The organism is Deinococcus frigens DSM 12807 (genome assembly GCF_000701425.1).
Classification (GTDB): Bacteria; Deinococcota; Deinococci; order Deinococcales; family Deinococcaceae; genus Deinococcus; species Deinococcus frigens.
Genome location: NZ_JNIW01000047.1, coordinates 1 through 17,395, shown reverse-complemented (window position 1 = coordinate 17,395; position 17,395 = coordinate 1). Strand labels below are relative to the sequence as shown.

General features: G+C 67.1%; 18 protein-coding genes. 11 read left to right on the top strand and 7 right to left on the bottom strand.

The genetic code is table 11. The features are described 5' to 3' along the window. Positions 1-277 precede the first annotated feature (277 nt). The 4 genes from Q322_RS0114595 to Q322_RS0114580 all read right to left on the bottom strand — a co-directional run bounded on the left by Q322_RS0114595 (position 278) and on the right by Q322_RS0114580 (position 4,623). A complete protein-coding gene (locus Q322_RS0114595) occupies positions 278-1,351 on the bottom strand; it encodes an agmatine deiminase family protein (RefSeq protein ID WP_029478646.1) in 1,074 nt (357 codons plus the stop codon). Between the two features lie 76 nt (positions 1,352-1,427). Continuing rightward, a complete protein-coding gene (locus Q322_RS0114590; RefSeq protein WP_029478645.1) occupies positions 1,428-1,973 on the bottom strand; it encodes a type I phosphoribosyltransferase in 546 nt (181 codons plus the stop codon). Between the two features lie 60 nt (positions 1,974-2,033). Beyond that, a complete protein-coding gene (thrC, locus tag Q322_RS0114585; RefSeq protein ID WP_029478644.1) occupies positions 2,034-3,467 on the bottom strand; it encodes a threonine synthase in 1,434 nt (477 codons plus the stop codon). Positions 3,468-3,603: 136 nt separating this feature from the next. Then, a complete protein-coding gene (locus Q322_RS0114580) occupies positions 3,604-4,623 on the bottom strand; it encodes a 4Fe-4S binding protein (RefSeq protein ID WP_029478643.1) in 1,020 nt (339 codons plus the stop codon). A gap of 133 nt (positions 4,624-4,756) precedes the next feature. Here Q322_RS0114580 and Q322_RS0114575 point away from each other — a divergent pair, with 133 nt between their 5' ends. From Q322_RS0114575 to Q322_RS0114555, 5 genes are read left to right on the top strand one after another with little or no spacing between them, the layout of a single operon-like run. Continuing rightward, positions 4,757-6,304 carry an ABC transporter permease gene (locus Q322_RS0114575; RefSeq protein WP_029478642.1) on the top strand — a complete coding sequence of 516 codons (1,548 nt, stop codon included), beginning with the start codon at positions 4,757-4,759 and terminating at the stop codon, positions 6,302-6,304. A gap of 38 nt (positions 6,305-6,342) precedes the next feature. Then, positions 6,343-6,606, top strand: a complete 264-nt coding sequence (locus Q322_RS0114570; protein ID WP_029478641.1) for an AbrB/MazE/SpoVT family DNA-binding domain-containing protein — start codon at positions 6,343-6,345, stop codon at positions 6,604-6,606. Beyond that, positions 6,603-6,950 carry a type II toxin-antitoxin system PemK/MazF family toxin gene (locus Q322_RS0114565; RefSeq protein WP_245593269.1) on the top strand — a complete coding sequence of 116 codons (348 nt, stop codon included), beginning with the start codon at positions 6,603-6,605 and terminating at the stop codon, positions 6,948-6,950. The genes Q322_RS0114570 and Q322_RS0114565 overlap by 4 nt, the downstream gene beginning before the upstream one ends. Further along, on the top strand, positions 6,947-7,951 hold the full coding sequence (locus tag Q322_RS0114560) for an ABC transporter ATP-binding protein (RefSeq protein WP_029478639.1): 1,005 nt from the start codon (positions 6,947-6,949) through the stop codon (positions 7,949-7,951). Before Q322_RS0114565 ends, Q322_RS0114560 begins: the two co-directional genes overlap by 4 nt. Continuing rightward, complete coding sequence (locus Q322_RS0114555) at positions 7,948-8,604, top strand: thiamine diphosphokinase (RefSeq protein ID WP_051668629.1); 657 nt, start codon at positions 7,948-7,950, stop codon at positions 8,602-8,604. The genes Q322_RS0114560 and Q322_RS0114555 overlap by 4 nt, the downstream gene beginning before the upstream one ends. Positions 8,605-8,726: 122 nt before the next feature. On the opposite strand, the gene Q322_RS0114550 is transcribed toward Q322_RS0114555, so the two are convergent. Next, positions 8,727-10,163: an alpha/beta hydrolase family protein gene (locus Q322_RS0114550; protein WP_029478637.1), complete on the bottom strand. Its 1,437-nt coding sequence runs from the start codon at positions 10,161-10,163 to the stop codon at positions 8,727-8,729. A gap of 199 nt (positions 10,164-10,362) precedes the next feature. Here Q322_RS0114550 and Q322_RS0114545 point away from each other — a divergent pair, with 199 nt between their 5' ends. Further along, positions 10,363-11,028, top strand: a complete 666-nt coding sequence (locus Q322_RS0114545) for a hypothetical protein (protein ID WP_029478636.1) — start codon at positions 10,363-10,365, stop codon at positions 11,026-11,028. A gap of 3 nt (positions 11,029-11,031) precedes the next feature. Here the strand turns inward: Q322_RS0114545 and Q322_RS0114540 are convergent, their stop codons facing one another. Further along, positions 11,032-11,655, bottom strand: coding sequence for a hypothetical protein (locus Q322_RS0114540; protein ID WP_034418691.1), 624 nt, complete (start codon positions 11,653-11,655; stop codon positions 11,032-11,034). Positions 11,656-12,239: 584 nt separating this feature from the next. Here Q322_RS0114540 and hemL point away from each other — a divergent pair. The 3 genes from hemL (at position 12,240) to Q322_RS21085 (ending at position 15,066) form a co-directional block, all read left to right on the top strand. Further along, positions 12,240-13,604 (top strand): glutamate-1-semialdehyde 2,1-aminomutase, encoded by a 1,365-nt coding sequence (gene hemL / locus Q322_RS0114530; protein WP_029478634.1) that lies wholly within the window; start codon positions 12,240-12,242, stop codon positions 13,602-13,604. Then, positions 13,601-14,029 carry a CoA-binding protein gene (locus Q322_RS0114525; protein WP_029478633.1) on the top strand — a complete coding sequence of 143 codons (429 nt, stop codon included), beginning with the start codon at positions 13,601-13,603 and terminating at the stop codon, positions 14,027-14,029. Before hemL ends, Q322_RS0114525 begins: the two co-directional genes overlap by 4 nt. A 245-nt stretch (positions 14,030-14,274) precedes the next feature. Beyond that, positions 14,275-15,066 carry an alpha/beta hydrolase gene (locus tag Q322_RS21085; protein ID WP_029478632.1) on the top strand — a complete coding sequence of 264 codons (792 nt, stop codon included), beginning with the start codon at positions 14,275-14,277 and terminating at the stop codon, positions 15,064-15,066. 7 nt (positions 15,067-15,073) lie between these two features. On the opposite strand, the gene Q322_RS0114515 is transcribed toward Q322_RS21085, so the two are convergent. After that, positions 15,074-16,165 (bottom strand): bifunctional nicotinamide-nucleotide adenylyltransferase/Nudix hydroxylase, encoded by a 1,092-nt coding sequence (locus Q322_RS0114515; RefSeq protein WP_156953077.1) that lies wholly within the window; start codon positions 16,163-16,165, stop codon positions 15,074-15,076. Between the two features lie 98 nt (positions 16,166-16,263). On the opposite strand from Q322_RS0114515, the gene Q322_RS0114510 reads away from it, so the two are divergent. Beyond that, the gene (locus Q322_RS0114510) at positions 16,264-16,761 is read left to right on the top strand and encodes a YbjN domain-containing protein (protein WP_029478630.1); all 498 of its coding nucleotides are present in this window, start codon (positions 16,264-16,266) and stop codon (positions 16,759-16,761) included. Positions 16,762-16,876: 115 nt separating this feature from the next. After that, positions 16,877-17,281, top strand: coding sequence for a methylglyoxal synthase (locus Q322_RS0114505; protein WP_029478629.1), 405 nt, complete (start codon positions 16,877-16,879; stop codon positions 17,279-17,281). Positions 17,282-17,395: the final 114 nt, after the last annotated feature.

Below are 17,395 nucleotides of genomic sequence, written 5' to 3'. Positions count from 1 at the left end.
TTGCTGCCAGCATAGGCAGGGGCCGGGGCGCGGGGCATGGGCCAATCGGCTTAGAGCATTTGTCTGAATGACAGCATCGGAAAAAGAGACTCCCGGTGCCTCCATTCTCTCCTTCAGAGCTGTGCCAGTCCCACATACTCGGCATCACTCCCTATCCTGGGCAGAACAGACGGTCGTCGTGAGACAGCACCCGTATGGGACTCCTCCTCCCCATCAGGACCCTTACCCGCCCGTTCGGTCAACAGTGGAGAACTCTTTTGACAAATGCTCTGGCGGACTATTCCTCGCCCGTCCACACCGTTCCCAGCGGCTGCTGCTGCGTCACGCAGTGGAACGAGCCGCCGCCCTCGATGATCGCGCGGCTGCTCAGGCCAATGACCTCGCGGCCCGGAAAGAGGGGGGCCAGAATCTCCAGCGCGCAGGCGTCGTTGGGATCGCCGTATTGCGGCACCACCACGAAGCCGTTGCCGATGTAGAAATTGGCGTAGGTGGGTGGCAGCCGTCCCTCCGCGCCCTCCAGATACTCGGCGGGGAGGGGCAATTCCACGATGCGGAAAGGCTGGCCGTGCGCGTCGGTCATCTCCCGCAGCGTCTCCAGATTGGCCGACATGACCGCGTGATTCGGGTCCGCCCCGTCCACCTCCACGCTGGTCACGATGGTCCGCTCGTCCGTAAAACGCGTGATGGTGTCGATGTGGCCGTCGGTGTGGTCGTTTTCCAGCCCTGCGCTCAGCCACAGCAATGTGGTCACGCCCAGGTATTCGCGCAGCCAGTCGGCGTATTTGCCCGCGTCCAGGCCCAGGTTGCGGGTGTCCGTGAGCAGGCAGGAGCGGGTGGTCAGCGCCACGCCCGCGCCGCCGATTTCCAGCGCGCCGCCCTCCAGCACCACGGGAACATCCCAGTGTGGGGCGTCCAGAATGCGCGCCACCGCTTCCGGCACGCGGTCATCCTCGGCCCAGTCGAATTTGCCGCCCCAGGCGTTGAAGCGCCAGTTGACGAGGGACACGGCGTCGGAAGCGCGGCTGACGCTGCGTTTGACAAAGAGCGGGCCGTTGTCGCGGATCCACACGTCGTTGAGGGGCACATCGTGAAAGGTCACGTCAGCTCCGGCCAGGCGTTCGGCGGCGTCCTGGCGACTCCCGGCGTCGCGGACCAGCACCTGCACCGGCTCGAAACGGGCAATCGTGCGGACCAGCTCGGCAAACTCGGCGCGCACGGCCTCCAGGTGGCCGAACCACAGCTCGTCATCGGCAGGCCAGCTCATCCAGGTGGCGGCGTGCGGTTCCCACTCGGGCGGCATGGCAAAGTCCAGGCTGCGCGGCGTGGGATCGGTGGCGGAGAGGTGCTTCATGGGCTGAAGTGTAAGGGGCGCTGACCTCTCTGGGACAGATTTGGGACAGGTGGCCCGTCTGAAGTCTGCCGGGCGGTTACTCGCGGATATCCGTGTAAATGGGTTCGCCTCCGAAGGAATGGCCCTCAGCGGCGTAATTTGCGAAGGGGGCAGAAGCCAGGGTATGCAATTGCTCGTTTGGAAGGGAAATGCGGCTGATCCAGGCGCTGACGCCCAGGACATGCAGCCCCGAAGCCCGCAGGAAGGCCAGGGCCGCGCAGGTGTCCGTGCCGGTGCAGATCAGGTCGTCCACCTGCACCACCTGATGTCCGGGCGGCGGAACATGCATGCGGTGCCACAGCGGCGGCGTTTGCAGCAGCGGGAAGGCCACCAGTAGCCCCAGATGCCGTCCGATGGCGGACGCCAGCACCGCGCCGTACGCCGGAAGACCCGTGATCAGGGTGGCCGTGGGAAACGCCCCGGCGATGGCCTGCGACTGCGCCGCCGCGAGCACGTCCAGAGCGACAGGATCGCGGAAGACCTCACCCTTTTCGATCCAGCCGTCGCTGACCAGGCCGTTGCGAAAGAGCGTCAAGCCTCGCCTGACCGCGCCGCGCTCTTCCAAAAATGCCAGTGCGTCCATACGCTCAATTCTAAAACGGCCCTGGAGCTGCCCTTCTCGGTGGTTGCCCGACGTTTCAGCTCAGGAAACGTTCTCCACGGCCTTTCCCAGCTTCTCCGCGATAAACGCCTTTAACGCCGCCGCATCGTTGTCCATCGCCGTGAAATAGCGCGGCTGTTCCTCAATGCCCTCGAAGCGTTGCGGGCGCGGCGGCGTGCGGTTCACGGCCTCCTTCACGGTGTCCTCGAATTTGGCGGGCAGGGCGGTTTCCAGGCAGACCATCGGTACGCCGGCGCGCGCGCACCGTTCGCCGATCAGCAGGCCGTCGGCGGTGTGTGGGTCGATCAAGCGCCCAAACTGCTGATCCGCGCGGCGAATGGTATCCAGCCGGTCCGCGTGGCTGCTGCGTCCGCCGACGAATCCGCTGGCCCTCACCGCGTCCCAGTGACCCGAGTCGCGCAGGTCGACGGGCTTTGAGCCGCCCACCTGTTCCCACCACGCGCGGGTCTGCACGCCGTCCGCCCCGGCCACCAGGTACAGGTAGCGCTCGAAGTTGGACGCCTTGCCGATGTCCATGCTGGGGCTGGAGGTCTGCGCCACCTGCGCCGCCCGCCGGACGTGGTAGACCCCGGTGGAAAAGAACTCGTGCAGCACGTCGTTCTCGTTGCTGGCCACCACCAGTTGGCCAACTGGCAGGCCCATCCGCTTGGCCAGATACCCGGCGAACACGTTACCGAAATTGCCGGACGGCACGCAGAAATCTACCGTCTGCCCGGCGGGGAGCTTCAGGGCAAAATACGCCTTGAAGTAGTACACCGCCTGCGCCAGCACCCGCGCCCAGTTGATCGAATTGACGGCCCCAATCGCGTGACGGGCCTTGAAGTCGGCGTCGGCGTTGACCTCTTTGACCAGATCCTGGCAGTCGTCGAACACGCCCTGCACGGTGATGTTGAAAATATTCGGCTCATTGATGCTGAACATCTGCGCCTGCTGAAAAGCGCTCATGCGCCCGTGCGGCGAGAGCATGAAGACGTTCACGCGGGTCTTGCCCAGCATGGCGTATTCCGCCGCCGAGCCGGTATCGCCCGACGTCGCGCCCAGGATGTTCAGATGCTGGTCGCGCCTTTCCAGCACGTATTCAAAGACCTGACCCAGAAACTGCATGGCGATGTCCTTGAAGGCCAGCGAGGGGCCATTGGACAGTTCCAGCAGGTGCAAATTGGAGTCGCCCAGGCGCTTTAATGGGGTGATTTCAGTGCTGTGGAATACGTCCGGATGGTAGGTGGCGCGCAACATTCGGCGCAGATCGTCTTCGGGAATATCGTCAATGAAAGGCCGCACAATCGCGTGAGCCAGTTCGGCGTATTCCAGGCCGCGCAGGCTTTCCAGCTCGTCCTGGCCGAAAGTGGGGATGCGTTCGGGCATGGCGAGGCCGCCGTCCGGGGCCAGACCCATCAGCAACACATCCGAAAAGCCCCCCAGATCACGCAGGCCGCGGGTGGACACGTACTTCATGGGGGCCACTCTAATGGGTGTGGCTGAGGGAAACGCGGCGGCGGCTAGGGGAGGCGGCGGTCCAGGGCCACTGGCGAGGCAGTTTCCTTAAAGCATGCACAGCGCCGCTCGCGCCACCGATGGGATCAGCCCCCGTTCACATCACGCTCTCGCCCTCGCGCAGCAGGATCGGCCCGGCAAAGGCGGCGGGCAGCCAGTCCGTCTGCTCGTGAATGGCCTGGGGCGGGCAGGAGCGCAGGCAGGCCATGCAGCCGGTGCAGGCGCTGAGGTTCAGCAGCAGGCTCACGCCGCCGTCGTCCTGAATCTGGCGGTCAATGGCGTCGGTGGGGCAGACGTTGTGGCACACCGGGCAGTCAATGCAGGTGTCGTCCACCACCGGCGCGGGCCAGTGGACCGGGGTCTGGGCGGCGGGTGCGGGTTTGAGGGCCAGCCTGCGCCACTTCCACTCCTCGGGGGTGCGGTCCTCGGGTTCGCTCCAGTCCACGAAGGGCAGCGGCGATTCGGGAATGCTCTGGGCCAGTTGCGCCTTGCCCGCCCGGAACAGCGCCCCGAAGGCCCCGCGCCGCGAGACGCGCACAGAGCGCTCGGCGTCCTCCGGGGTGGCGGCGCGCACGGTCACGCGGGCCGGTCTACCGGTGGCGGCGCGCAGGTGCTGTGCCCCGGCCACCACCGCTTCCAGGCGCTGCGGCACGTCCGGCGCACCCACTGGACATTCGGCGCAGTTGCCGTGAATCAGGGTCAGCGGCGTGCCCCACGCACCCGCCGCCGACACCACTGCCGGGGTGACGCGGCCCAGGCACGGCAGTTGCGGGCCGCCCGCGCCGCTCTGGGGACAGGTCAGGCTGGCCTCGCCCTCCCCCGCCGCCGCGCCGTCCTCGGCCTTCTGATCGCGCACGCTTTGCAGGGTGCCCTGAAGGCTGTATTCCAGCGCCCCGGTGGGACACGCCTGCACGCAGATGCCGCAACCGGTGCAGGCGTCGGCATCGAACTGGATGGACGTGCCCACCAGCCCGGTCAGCACGGCGTTGTGCGGGCAGACATCCCGGCAGATGTCACAGCCCCCCACCGCCTGACGTTCCAGCAGGCAACGCGGCGGCGTGTAGCGCGGAATGAGGTTGCCCGAGTCGTCGAAGCGGGAAAGGAGGTCCTGAAGCATGGGGGGAGTTTACGCGCGGACAGACGGGTCAAATGGTCAGACGGTGTGCCAGTCCAACCACCACCCGGACTCAAGAAATACGCCAGTCCGGGAGACCGTCCTGCTGGCCCACCCAGCCTCTACACTTCTGCCCATGACCCCCTCCCGCCTGTCCGGCTGGCTGCTGGCTGCCCCTGCGCTGGTGTTCACGGCGCTGCTGCTGGCCGTGCCGCTGGGGCGCACGCTGGCCGAGGGCGGCGTGAATCTGGAGGTGTGGCGCGATCCGTACTTCCTGGGCCGCCTGGGCTGGACGCTGACGCAGGCCGGGTTGACGGCGGCGCTGGCGCTGCTGATCGGTGCGCCGCTGGCATATCTGCTCTCCAGGGCCGACGTTCCGGGCAAGGGCCTGTTCCTGCGCCTGCTGCTGCTGCCCTTCGTGACGCCCACGCTGGTGGCGGTGCTGGGCCTCTCGGCGCTGCTGGGGCCACGCGGCTGGCTGACGGCGCTGAGCGGGGTCGACGTGAGCGACACGCCCGCATTGATCATCCTGGGCAATCTGTTTTTCAATCTGCCGGTGATGATCCGGCTGTCCTACGGCGGCTTCTCGCGCGTTTCGCCGCAGTTGATCGGCGCGGCGCGGACGCTGGGCGCAAGCGGCTGGCGGGCGGCGCTGGGCGTGGCGCTGCCGCTGGCGCTGCCGGGGCTGGCAGCGGGGCTGGTGCTGGTCTTCCTGTACTCGGCCCTCAGCTTCGGGCTGCCGCTGGCGCTGGGCGGCGAACAGTACGCGACGCTGGAGGTGGAGATCTACACCCTGACCGCCCTGCAACTGCGGCTGTCGGAGGCCAGCGCATTGATCGCGGGCCAGTTGCTGCTGACCCTGATTGCCACCTGGGCCTACACCGGACTGACGCGCGGCGGGGCGGGCGTGCCAGCGGGCGGCCTGCCCCCGGCGCGGGGCGGCGTGCTGGCGGGCATCCTGGGGCTGGGCGCGCTCACGCTGCTGATCTGCTTCGCGCCGCTGCTGGCGGTGGTGGCGCGCGGGCTGCTGGGTTCGGGGGGGCCGACGCTGCTGTACTGGCAGGGCATCGTCAGCGATTCGGACACGCCGCTGCTGCTGGGCAACACGCTGCGTTTCGGGGCGATGGCGCTGCTGGGCGCAACCGTGCTGGGCGGGCTGTACGCGCTGGGCGCGTGGCTGGCACGGTCGCGGATGCTGGACCTGATCTCGCTGCTGCCTCTGATGGTCTCGCCGGTCAGTCTGGCGGTGGGCTACCTGCTGGCCTACCCGGCGCTGGCGGCCACGCTGCCCATGCTAATCGCGGCCTACACGCTGCTGGCGCTGCCGCTGGTGGTGCGCTCGGTGCTGCCCGCGCTGCGCGCCCTGCCGCCGCGTTTATTCGAGGCCGCCCGCAGCCTGGGCGCTGGTCCGCTGGCCGCTCAGCGCACGGTCACGCTGCCGCTGACACTGCCCGCCCTGCGCGGCGGCGCGGCGCTGGCCCTGGCCACCGTGCTGGGCGAATTCGGCGCAACCCTGGTGCTCACGCGCCCGGAGTGGGCCACCCTCAGCGTGGGCCTGTACGAGCGCCTGGGCCGCCCGGGAGAACGCAATCTGGGCGAGGCGTGCGCGCTGGCGACGGTGCTGCTGTTGCTGTCCGCCACGGCCTTCACGGTGCTGGATGGTGGGGAAGGGGAAGTGGCTTGAGTCGATCTGTCATACACTGTCATACACCGGAGGCCAGTATGCGCGTCAAGATCAGAAAGCAGGGCAACAGTCTGGGCTTCGTGGTTCCCGCCAGCATCGTTCAGGCCGCAGAACTCAAGGTGGGGCTGGAATACGAGCTGCAAATCGATGGGCAGGGGGGACTCTATTTTAAACCAGCCGTGGTGAATGGCTGGGTTCCCGATATGAGCGTTGACGAGTTGCTGGCCGGACTGCCAGACGGCCCACTGCACTATGAAGATCTCCCTGAGTACGTGCCGATGGGCCGGGAGTTGGACTGGTGAGCGAGGCTCAAGCCTATGCTCCCCGGCGCGGTGATCTGGTCTGGGCCACCTTTGATCCAAGAATGGGCCGGGAACAGGGAGGCCGCCGCCCGACTTTGATCATCAGCAATACCCGGTACACCCAGCAAACGAATCTGATGATCTGCTTGCCTATCACTTCAAAAGTCAAGGGCTATTCAACAGAGGTCGCTTTGCCCGCTGGACTTAAAACGCAGGGAGTCATCCTCGCCTCACACGTCTATACTCTGGATTGGACGGTCAGGGACGTGCGATTTATCGAGCAGATTCCGCCGCAAATACTGGAAGCGGCCAGCCGCCGACTGGCCAGCGTTGTCAGCCGTTGACCTCTCCCACTTCCCCCGCCCTCACCACCTACCACCTCTCCAAGTCTTACGGCTCCGTGCAGGCCACCAACGATGTATCCCTGACAGTGCAGGCAGGCGAAACCCTAGCCCTGCTCGGCCCCAGCGGCTGCGGCAAGAGCACGGTGCTGCGGATGGTGGCGGGGCTGGAACGCCCGGACGCGGGGCGGGTGGAAGTCGGTGGGCGCGACGTGACCGCCCTGCCCCCGGAGGCGCGGCACACCGGGCTGGTCTTTCAGGACTACGCGCTGTTTCCGCATCTGAGCGTGCTGGACAACGTGGCCTACGGCCCGCGCATGCGCGGCGCGGCGCGCTCGGAGGCGCACGGGCGGGCGCGGGAAGCGCTGGCACTGGTCAACCTGCCGGAACTGGCGGCCCGCAAACCCGCCCAACTGTCCGGCGGGCAGGCGCAGCGGGTGGCGCTGGCCCGTGCCCTGGCCACCCATTCGCCGCTGCTGCTGCTGGATGAACCCCTGAGCAATCTGGATGAGCGGTTGCGGGCCGAACTGCGAGGCGATCTGCGCGAGTTGTTCACGCGCGTGGGCGCGGGCGTGCTGCTGGTCACGCACGATCAGCGTGAAGCGCTGGCGCTGGCCGGGCAGGTGGCGGTGATGCGCGCCGGGCACCTGGTCCAGACGGGCGCGGCACGCGAGGTCTTCGATCAGCCCGCAACCGCCTGGGTGGCCGCCTTCCTGGGCTGGGCCAACGTGCTGGCGCGGGACGGCGGGCAGGCGCTCCTGGTGCCCGAGGACGCCGTGCGGCTGGGCGAGGGCAGCGCCTTTTCCCTCACCTCCCGCCGGGCCACCGAGGCGGGCGAGACGGTGACGGTGGCCCACCCGCTGGGACCGCTGACCCTGAACCTGAGCGCGCGGGAGGCGGGCCTGCTGGAGGGCGGGAGCCTGCGGCTGGAGATGAACGAGGCGCGGGTCCGGCAGGTGGCGGATGACCGCCACCCGGAGCCTGCGCGTAAACTCCGCAGGTGATCGCCTGGATTCTGGTCGGTGGACGGCTGACCCATACCCCCGCCCTGCTGGGGCTGCCGCGCCCCGCGCTGGTGGTGGCGGCGGACGGCGGCGCACGGCACGCGGCCCCGCTGGGCGTGGGGGTGGACGCCTGGGTGGGCGATTTCGATTCCTCGGACGGCGTCACGGTGGACGCCCCCCGCGAGGTCCACCCGGCGGCCAAGAACGAGACGGACGCCGAACTGGCCGTGCGGGTGGCCCTGAAGAGGGGAGCCACCGAGCTGGTCTTTTTAGGGGCCTTCGGCGGGCGTTTCGATCACGCGGCGGCCCTGCTGCTGGGCGGCGTGCGGCTGGCGCGCGGGGGGCTGCGCGTCACCCTGAGCAGCGGCGACGAGTGGGCCTGGCCGCTGCTGCCCGCCTCTCCGCTGCGGCTGACCCTACCCCCCGGAGTCACCCTGAGCGTGGTGGCGTGCAGTGACCTGCGCGGCCTGAGCCTGGGCGGCGTGCGCTGGCCCCTGCATGGCGCGGACGTCCCGCTGGGCAGCGGCTGGACCGTCAGCAATGAGACCAATGGGGAAGCGGTCAGCGCCTCGCTGCGAGAGGGCTACGCGCTGGTCACGGCGCTGTGGCAGGACCAGTATAATGTCAAGCGATCAAATGAGAGACCGGGATGAGGCGAAAGGCGCTCTGGACAGAACCAGCTCTCCTCAAAAGATCGGTTGGCCGTGTACTCGTCAGAAAAGAGAGGGAGGGCGCTCCTGGCGCGGCCTCTCCCTCAGTGTCCCCGGAATAGGCCTTAGTTGGTCGGTGCTGGAGCCACTTCCGGGCAGGCCGCCACGCCGGGCCGGGTTTCGCGGGTGTACTTGCAGCCGTAATTGAGATCGGCCACCACGCTGGGAGTGGTCACATCGTCCCCGGCGGGCTTCTGGCCGCCCGCTTCCCACTTCACCAGATCATTGAAGCCCTCCACCAGTTCCGCGCCCGCAAAGTCGCAGTGGCCCGGCGCGCGGATGGCCCGCTGCACCAGCAGCCCGGACTTGCCGCCCGCCGCCACCGCCCTGTTGTAGAGCTGTTCATGCTTGAACGGCACGTAGAAGTCGCCTAGCGTGTGGAGGGTCAGGACCGGCACGCTGATCTCGCCATTGATGCGCGGCAGCCAGCGCACGCCGTCATAGCGCGGAGCGTTCGCGCCCGGATCGGCGCTGACCTGCACCACGGCAGCGTTAAAGGCCATCTCATCCGCGCTGGCGGTGGGGTCCGTGGTCCAGCGGTAGTTCAGGCCCTGGTTGCTGTACAGGTTACGGGCCAGGATGCCCGTCAGGGTGCCGTCGGCTCCGCCGGTCCCCAGGACGGCGGTTTGCAGCCCCCCGACGCTGAAGCCCAGATCGAACACGGGGCGCTCGCCGCCGGTCAGGCTCTTGGCCAGCGCCCGCAGCTTTGCGCCCTGGCCGTCGTTGATTTGCCACAGCGGACCCGTAGTGTCGGTGAACAGCGCCGCCTTGATGGCGGGCAGTTGCTTCTGAAAATCGGCCTGGGGATACGTCGTTCCCGCCAGACCCGCCAGCCGGGCCGCGCCCTGGGTGTAATCGCCCAGCCACTGGAATTCATATTCCTCGTCCAGCACGCCGCACATGGGCATGGCAGCGGCGTAAGTAACCTTGTTTCTGGCGCTGTCACGGGTTTCTTTCTCCACGGCGGCGGCGGCGACATGCCCCCCCATGCTGAAGCCCATGATCAGGTATTTGCTCGGCGCGGCCTTGCTGCTCAGTCGGGGAAAGGCCAGCGCCAGGGCATTGGTGTCCTCCACGCCAGCGCGGACGTCGTAATAGTTGGCCGAGTAGCTGCTGGCCGCCCACGCGTAGCCCTGAGACAGCCAGTATCCCCGCAGCGCGGGCGTCTGCACGCGCAACTCCTCGCCAGTTCCCGCGTAGCCGTGGGTGTACATGATCAGGGTGCCGTTCCACTGGTCCGGCACCTCGATGACGTAGCTGGCCGGTCCCTGGATGCCCGCATACGTTCCCTGGTACAGACTGGCCCCCGCAGTGGCGCTCAGGGTGGGGGTCACGGCCTTGAAGCTGCGGGTGTCCTGCACGCGCGTGTCGGCGCTGTAGCGCAGGGTGGTGCAGCTCGACAGCACCGCCAGCCCGGCCATGAGCAGCACCGCCTGACGCACCGGGCGCAGGCGGGAAGTGGGGGTCTGGGCAGCAGAGCGGGCAGTAGAGATAGGAGTCATGGTGGCCCTCCAGGGCAAAGGGGCGCTGCCACCCCGCACCCGCAGGGCCGCAGACAGATTTTTTGGAATTCGGACCTGTGTATTTAGCGCCCTGAACGCCAGCCCTGTCAAGTCCTGAAGCCAAAATTCCGCAGCAGGATCAGCGGGTCGGGGAACCCGGTCTGGGAACCCTGAAGTGGCCCACCCCGTACCCTGGGCCATGAGACCAAGACGAGGACCGGGAGGCGGTTGCCTGGGGTGCGGCGGCGGCGGGCTGCTGGTGCTGGCGCTGCTGGGCGCGCTGGCATGGTTCGTGGTGATCAGGCCCGTGCGCGAGTTCGTGGTCGGATTCAACCCGCCACAGACGCAGAGCCAGACGGCGACACAGCCACAGAACCAGACGTCAGGCCCGACGCCAGCGGCCAGCGCTGCGCCCCTCAACCAGGCTGCGCCCCTCACCCAGAGTGACGTGCAGAAATTCGTCCGCATCCGCCGGGACGTGCGCGCCGCGCTGGGCCAGAGCTTCACCGGGCTGCAAACCGTGTGGGCCGAGGTCCAGGCCGGACGGACCCCCAACCTGTTGACGGTGGCGAACGTGCTGCGGCAGGCGGGCAGCAGCATCGGGCAGGCCAGGGCCGCGCAGAGCGCCGGACTGGCGGCACAGAACATGAGTGCCGGGCGTTACGCCGAGGTCCGCGCCGGGGTCAACCGCGCGCTGGGCATGCCCGACATCGACTTCGCGCAGGCGGCCCAGGCCCTTCAGAACGGGCAGTTTCCCAAGCTGGACGGCACGGTCACGGCGGCCAGCGCCCGCGACAGGGAATTGGTGGCCCCCTTCAAGAAAGAACTGGAGGTGACGGCGGCGGTGGGGCTGCTGGGGCTGTAGGGTCTATTCCGTCAGCAGCTCGGCACAGCGCCATAACTCCACCAGCGCCGCCGTCTTGCGAAACCACTTCAGGCTGTCTTGAAAGATTGACTGAAACAGGTTGGTCAGCAGGCTCAGGCGGTAATCGTCCAGGCATTGCTCCAGGGCATACCCAACGACGCCTGCCGACACCAGCCCCAAGCGGTACCGCTGAATCAGGGCCGCGTCGCGCTCCAGGCGATCAGGGGCGTCCGCCGAGATCAGCATGTACATCAGGTCATGCGGTCCCAGGCCGCGCTTGATCTGCGCCCAGTCGATGAGACGAAGCTCGAGGGCATCGGCGGACTGGAAGACATTGCCCAGCAGGTGCAAGTCGCCGTGGATCAGGGTGAGGTCTCCTCTGCCTACCCGCTGCTGGAATACACCGGGCCAGCGGTCCATCAGTCGCAACAGGGCGCGCTCCCCTGCGCTCAACTCGTGATTCTTCAGAAACGAAGCGGTGGCCTGCCTCGCGCCCTGCGCGTGGGCGGCCAGGCCCGCCGGGTCCAGCGCCTGCGGCATCCGCGTGACCCCTGTATCCGGCTGCCGAAACCCTGGACTTTCCAGTTCCGGCGCGTTCCACCAGGCGGCATGGAAGGCGGCCAGCACATGGGTGATACGGATTCCGATTGAATCGTTTGCAAAAACGGTGAAATCCGAGCGGAGCGAGTAGGAAAAAATACGGGTTTCGCGTATGGATTACCACTCCGGCGCTTTCCCGGAGTGGTAAGGAGTTAAGCGGAATCCGTATCAGGTGTTCCAGCAGGGCGGGAGGTGGGGGCAGCGCGACGGGCTGGTAGGCCGCGCCCAGGTCTTCGAGCAGCAGCGTGCAGCGCCGGGCCGCCGGATCGTTCTCGAAACCCAATAGCCTCGGCACGGGCAGGGCGGGCGTCCGGCGCAGGAAGTCCTGATAGAACTGCAACTCCAAGAGGCCGCCAGAGGCGTACCAGTCAGGACCGTACACCTTGGCGATCAGGGTTTCAGGCGCCCCACCGGGCAAATCGCCCTCCAGAAACAGGCGGGCGATCAGGTCGGCGTGGCCGGTCAGGGTCTGGACCTCGCCGACCTGACAGACGGCCAGCCCCAGCATCCGGCCCAGGCGTTGTGGCGTCGGCAACATGAACCCAGCATAAAACCCACGAGTGTCGCCTGCCTCTCCCCCGCCCCGCCGCACCTCCGCTAAGGTGCTGGGCATGACGACGCAGACTCCTTCCAAGACCGCGCGGTCCGAGGCGCTATTCGCCCGCGCCCGCGCCGTGACGCCAGGCGGCGTGAACAGTCCGGTGCGGGCCTTTAAAAGTGTGGGCGGCACCCCACGTTTTATCCGCGAGGCTCACGGCGCTTACCTGACCGACGCCGACGGCACGCGTTTTGTCGACTACATCGGCTCGTGGGGGCCGATGATCCTGGGCCACAACCACCCGGCGGTGCGGGAGGCGGTTGCGGACGCCCTACAATTCGGCACCAGCTTTGGCGCGCCCGGCGAGCGCGAGGTGGAACTGGCCGAACTGGTCACGCGGCTGACCGGGGCGGGCAAGGTCCGGTTCACCAGCAGCGGCACCGAGGCCACCATGAGCGCCCTGCGCCTGGCACGCGGCTTTACCGATAGAAAGCTGATCGTCAAGTTCCGGGGCAACTACCACGGCCACGCCGACGGCCTGCTGGTGGAGGCGGGCAGCGGATTGATGACCAACCTAGACGGCCCGTTGGGCGAATCTGCCCCCAGCAGTGCGGGCGTGCCGCCCGAATACGCCGCCCTGACGCTGGTCAGTGAATACAACGATCCGGCGGCGCTGGACACCCTGATGGCCGAGCGCGGCCCGGAGGTGGCCGCCGTGATCTTCGAGCCGGTGGTGGGCAACGCGGGGGTGCTGATCCCCACGCCGGAATTTCTGGCCGCCCTGCACCGCGTTCAGGACGGGGGCGCGCTGCTGATCGCCGACGAGGTGATGACCGGCTTCCGCCTCTCGCTCAACGGGGCGACAGGCTTGCTGGGACTCAGGCCGGACCTGAGCTGCTGGGGCAAGATCATCGGCGGCGGGCTGCCGGTGGGCGCGTATGGCGGGCGCTCGGACGTGATGGACTTCGTCTCTCCGCAGGGGCCGGTGTACCAGGCCGGGACCCTCAGCGGCAATCCGCTGGCGATGGCGGCGGGGCTGGCGACGCTGCGGACGCTGGAGGCCGATCCGGGTGTTTATGGGCGGCTGGAAACGTATACCTCCCGCTTGGCGGACGGGTTAAAGTCGCTGGCCGCAGAGACGGGTGTGCCGATCAGCGTCAATAGAATTGGCTCGATGCTCACGCCCTTTTTTCAGGCCGCGCCGCACGGTTCGGTCCGCAACTACGCGCAGGCCGCGCGTAGTGACACGCAGGCTTTCGGCGCTTGGTTCCGGGACTTGCTCTCACGCGGCATCTACTGGGCACCCTCGCAGTTCGAGAGTATTTTTGTCAGCGCCGCACATACAGACGCCGAGCTGAATGCGACACTAGAAGCTGCCCGCGCCGCTTTTGCCGCCCTGAACCGCCCCGATCTCGCCCATGAAGGAGTTTCGCCGTGACCCTCGTGCAATCGAACCCGGAGATCGTCCGCGTCCTGACCGAAAACAAGGTCATTGCCGTGGTGGGCTTTCATCATGACAGCGCCAAACCGGCATTCTACGTTCCCGAATACATGCATCGCCAGGGCTATAGCATCATCCCAGTCAATCCTGCGCTGGCAGCGCGCAGCGAGAGCTACTTCGGCCACAAGGCGGTGGCGACCCTGGCCGAGATCGGAACGCCCGTGGACATCGTGGACGTCTTCCGGCGCAGCGACCGGGTGCCGGACCATGTACAGGACATCCTGGCGATGAACCCCCTGCCCAAAGTGGTCTGGTTGCAACTGGGCATCCGGCACGACGGGGTGGCCCGGCAGCTCAGCGCACGCGGCATCGACGTGGTGCAGGACCGCTGCCTGCTGGCCGATCACCGCGCGTTGCTGTGAGCAGGGTAGAGGCCCGGCCTTTGCCCCCGCCCGATTTGCAGCATTTGTCCGAATGACAGCATCAGAAGAAGCCCTCTGATGCTTCCATTCTCTCCTACGGAGTTGTGCCAGTCCCAAATGCTCGGCAAAATTCACTCACGGTCTTGGGCAGAACATACGGTCGTCACAAACAGACGTCCACGAGGACGCTCCTCCTCCCCATCAGGACGCTTGCCCGCCCGTTCGGTCGAAACTGGACAGCTCTTTTGACAAATGCGCTAGAACTGATCGAGGATATTTCCTTCAGCGCCCACGGCCTGAAACTCGATATTCTGCGTTCGAAAATCAGGAGTTCGCAGCCCGTCCCCGCCATCCTGCATCTGCACGGCGGGGCGTGGGTGATGTACGGCAAGTGGCCCCAGGCCAATGTTTTTCTGGCGCGGGCCGGATTCGTGACCGTCAGCGCGGAATACCGCCTTGCGCCGGGGGCCACCTTTCCCGCCCAGCTTCATGACGTGCGGGCGGCAGTGCGCTGGCTGCGGGCGCACGCGCCGGAACTGGGAATTGACCCGCAGCGGATTGGCGTCTGGGGTGTCAGCGCCGGGGCGCATCTGGCCGGATTGCTGGGCACGGCGGCGGAGCGGCCCGAGCTGGCAGAGGCGAACCCGGAGTGGTCTGATCAGTCCGCGCGCGTGCAGGCGGTGGGCAATGTCAGCGGCGTGATGGACTTCCTCGATCCGGCGTTCGACTTCGGGCCGCAATCCCTGCCGCTGTTCGGCGCACCGCTGGCCGCATGCCTGGAGCTGGCCGCCCTGGCCAGCCCAGTCACCCACATAGAACCCGACGCGCCGCCCTTCTTGCATCTGCACGGCATCCACGACGACGAGGTGCCCGTTTCGCAGGCTCGGCGGATGCACGCGGCCCTTCAAAACGCCGGGACCAGCAGCGAACTGATCGAGCTGGACGGCGATCATTACATCAACGACACCTGTCAGGACGAGGTGGAGGCGCGGCTCCTGACCTTCTTCTGCCGGGAGCTGGACCACCCGCCGGACTGAACCAGGCTCAGCCCCGCATCAGGAAGTTCTCGATGATCGCGTGGTGGTCCTCGAAGAACAGCTCCGGCGAGGACAGCGCCTCGCCCAGCGGCAGCCACAGCGCCTCGGCGGCGTCGCTGCCCCCTTGCAGCAGCGGCAACTGACCGATGCCCAGATCGAAGTGGAAGGCGTGGGTCACGGTGCGCCCACGCAGGCTGCGCTCGGGGTAGTCGAAGACGGCGCTGCCACGCAGGGCGGCCCGCAAGTCGACGCCTGCGCCCAGGCCGGTCTCCTCGTGGGTTTCGCGCACCGCGCAGTCCAGCAGGGTCTCGTGCTGCTCCAGAAAGCCTCCCGGCATCGCCAGCCGTCCCCGCCCCGGCATTCCGCCCCGGCGCACCAGCAGCACATGGCCGCTGCGGGTCACCACCGCGTCGGCGGTCACGAACACCGGTGGAAACGGCGCGTTCGCCCAGGCCGCGCGGTAGGCAATCAGGTGGTCATACTCGGCGCGCAGCTCGGCGTATTCGGGGGTGGCGTGGAAGCGTTCGAGAAAGGCGTGGACGGCGGGCGGCACCATGTCGCACACCTCGTCCAGATGGCCCTCGAAGTACGCCCGGCGCACGTCGGTGGCGCTCAGTGGGCTGACCACATGGGTCGGAATGAACTCCCAGGCCGGAAACGAGCGCAGGTAATAGCTGCTCTCGTCCTTGACATGGCCGATCAATGCCACGTCGGTGCTGCCGCGCGTGAAGTGCTGCACGCCAAGCTGCACCTCCGAGAGCCACAGCGCCTCGTTGTAGTAATAGTCGCGCACATGCACGAACAGCAGCCGGGCGCGGGCAATTCCGGCCTCCAGCAGCATGGCCGTGATCACCTCCTGGCGTTCCTCGGCGCTGAAGGGATTCTTGGGATTGCGCGCCGCGCGGGCCGAGCCGATCACCACGATCAGCTTTTGCACGCTGTTCAGGGCTTCGAGCATCACCAGCAGGTGCGCGGCGTGCGGCGGCTCGAAGCGCCCGATGTACACCCCGAAAGTACGTTTACGCCGCGTGGGCGGCGAGGCCAAGACTGGACCACGTGGAGTCGGGCCGCCGAAGGAGGAATGGCTGGGAACTGACATCTGCCTCATCTTCTATACACTGAAGATGAAGAGGATGTGATCTTTGCTTGGCTCTTGCACGTTGTGTCAGCAGAGGTCAAACCAAGTATTGTGAGCACATGAACAAAGAGATGCTTCTGGTCGGCGCACTGTCTCTGTCTCTCTCCGGCGCAGCCCTGGCGGGTGGGGCAGGGGCACCGGCCACGGGCGCAAGTGCCCAGGTGCAGGCGGCCACTCCCGCCGCCATCGCCGCCGCCCTGCGCGAGGCGGGGTACAAGGTCACCATGAAAGCCACGGACCCTGACAGCGATCCCAGCATGACCGTGAATACGGGCGACTACGAGGTGGACGTGTGGCTCAGCGGCTGCAAGGCGGGGATCTGCACGCGCGCGACCGTCAGCTCGTACTGGGACTACAGCGACGACGAGGACCTGCTGGACCCCGCGCTGACCAATGACTGGAACGGCAATTACTACACCCAGGCCTACGTCTACGAGGGCGCGTACTACCTGGACAGCACCATGCCAATCCGGGGCGGATACACCAAGGCCGCGCTGAAAGCCTGGATGGTGGACTATCTGGACGACGTGTCGGCCTTTGAGGAAGAGCTGCCCTGAGTGCGGAGTAGCCCAAGAGTGTGGGCGGCGTAGGAGTGTCGGAGGCCAGTGCGGTCGCCGCTCCGCTTGTACGGCGCTGTTCGGGTGCTTGCCCAGCCCGTGAGACACTGTCGCCATGACCGCACCGCACCCCGCAGGCGCACGCCAGGTGGCCCTGATCGCGCACGACAAGAAGAAACTGGAACTGGCAATGTTCGCGCTGGCCCACCGCGAGATCCTGACCCGCTTTCACCTGGTGGCCACGGGCACCACCGGGGGCATCCTGCACAAGCAGACCGGGCTGGAGGTGGAGCGGATGCTGTCCGGACCACTCGGCGGGGACCAGCAGATCGGCGCGCGGCTGGCCGAGGAACGGGTGCTGGCGGTGTTCTTCTTCCGCGATCCGCTGACTGCCCAACCCCACGAACCGGATGTCAGCGCCCTGGTGCGCCTGTGCGACGTCCACGACATTCCACTGGCCACCAATCCGGCCAGCGCCCAGGCGTTGATGCTGTGGCTGCGCGAGCAGATCAACGACTGATATGGATTCCGTTTGTTTCGTGCATGAATCGGGACAGCGCCGATTCATCCACTCCACGTCCGGAACCCGTTTTTCTCCTGCTCGCTGTCTTGTCCAGAGCAGCGCCCATGAGGA

What these genes read in the sequence shown, in the direction of transcription:
- Q322_RS0114595 (WP_029478646.1), bottom strand. Translation starts at nt 1,351, where the DNA reads ATGAAGCACCTCTCCGCCACCGATCCCACGCCGCGCAGCCTGGACTTT.
- Q322_RS0114590 (WP_029478645.1), bottom strand. Translation starts at nt 1,973, where the DNA reads ATGGACGCACTGGCATTTTTGGAAGAGCGCGGCGCGGTCAGGCGAGGC.
- thrC (WP_029478644.1), bottom strand. Translation starts at nt 3,467, where the DNA reads ATGAAGTACGTGTCCACCCGCGGCCTGCGTGATCTGGGGGGCTTTTCG.
- Q322_RS0114580 (WP_029478643.1), bottom strand. Translation starts at nt 4,623, where the DNA reads ATGCTTCAGGACCTCCTTTCCCGCTTCGACGACTCGGGCAACCTCATT.
- Q322_RS0114575 (WP_029478642.1), top strand. Translation starts at nt 4,757, where the DNA reads ATGACCCCCTCCCGCCTGTCCGGCTGGCTGCTGGCTGCCCCTGCGCTG.
- Q322_RS0114570 (WP_029478641.1), top strand. Translation starts at nt 6,343, where the DNA reads ATGCGCGTCAAGATCAGAAAGCAGGGCAACAGTCTGGGCTTCGTGGTT.
- Q322_RS0114550 (WP_029478637.1), bottom strand. Translation starts at nt 10,163, where the DNA reads ATGACTCCTATCTCTACTGCCCGCTCTGCTGCCCAGACCCCCACTTCC.
- Q322_RS0114545 (WP_029478636.1), top strand. Translation starts at nt 10,363, where the DNA reads ATGAGACCAAGACGAGGACCGGGAGGCGGTTGCCTGGGGTGCGGCGGC.
- hemL (WP_029478634.1), top strand. Translation starts at nt 12,240, where the DNA reads ATGACGACGCAGACTCCTTCCAAGACCGCGCGGTCCGAGGCGCTATTC.
- Q322_RS0114515 (WP_156953077.1), bottom strand. Translation starts at nt 16,165, where the DNA reads ATGTCAGTTCCCAGCCATTCCTCCTTCGGCGGCCCGACTCCACGTGGT.
- Q322_RS0114510 (WP_029478630.1), top strand. Translation starts at nt 16,264, where the DNA reads ATGAACAAAGAGATGCTTCTGGTCGGCGCACTGTCTCTGTCTCTCTCC.
- Q322_RS0114505 (WP_029478629.1), top strand. Translation starts at nt 16,877, where the DNA reads ATGACCGCACCGCACCCCGCAGGCGCACGCCAGGTGGCCCTGATCGCG.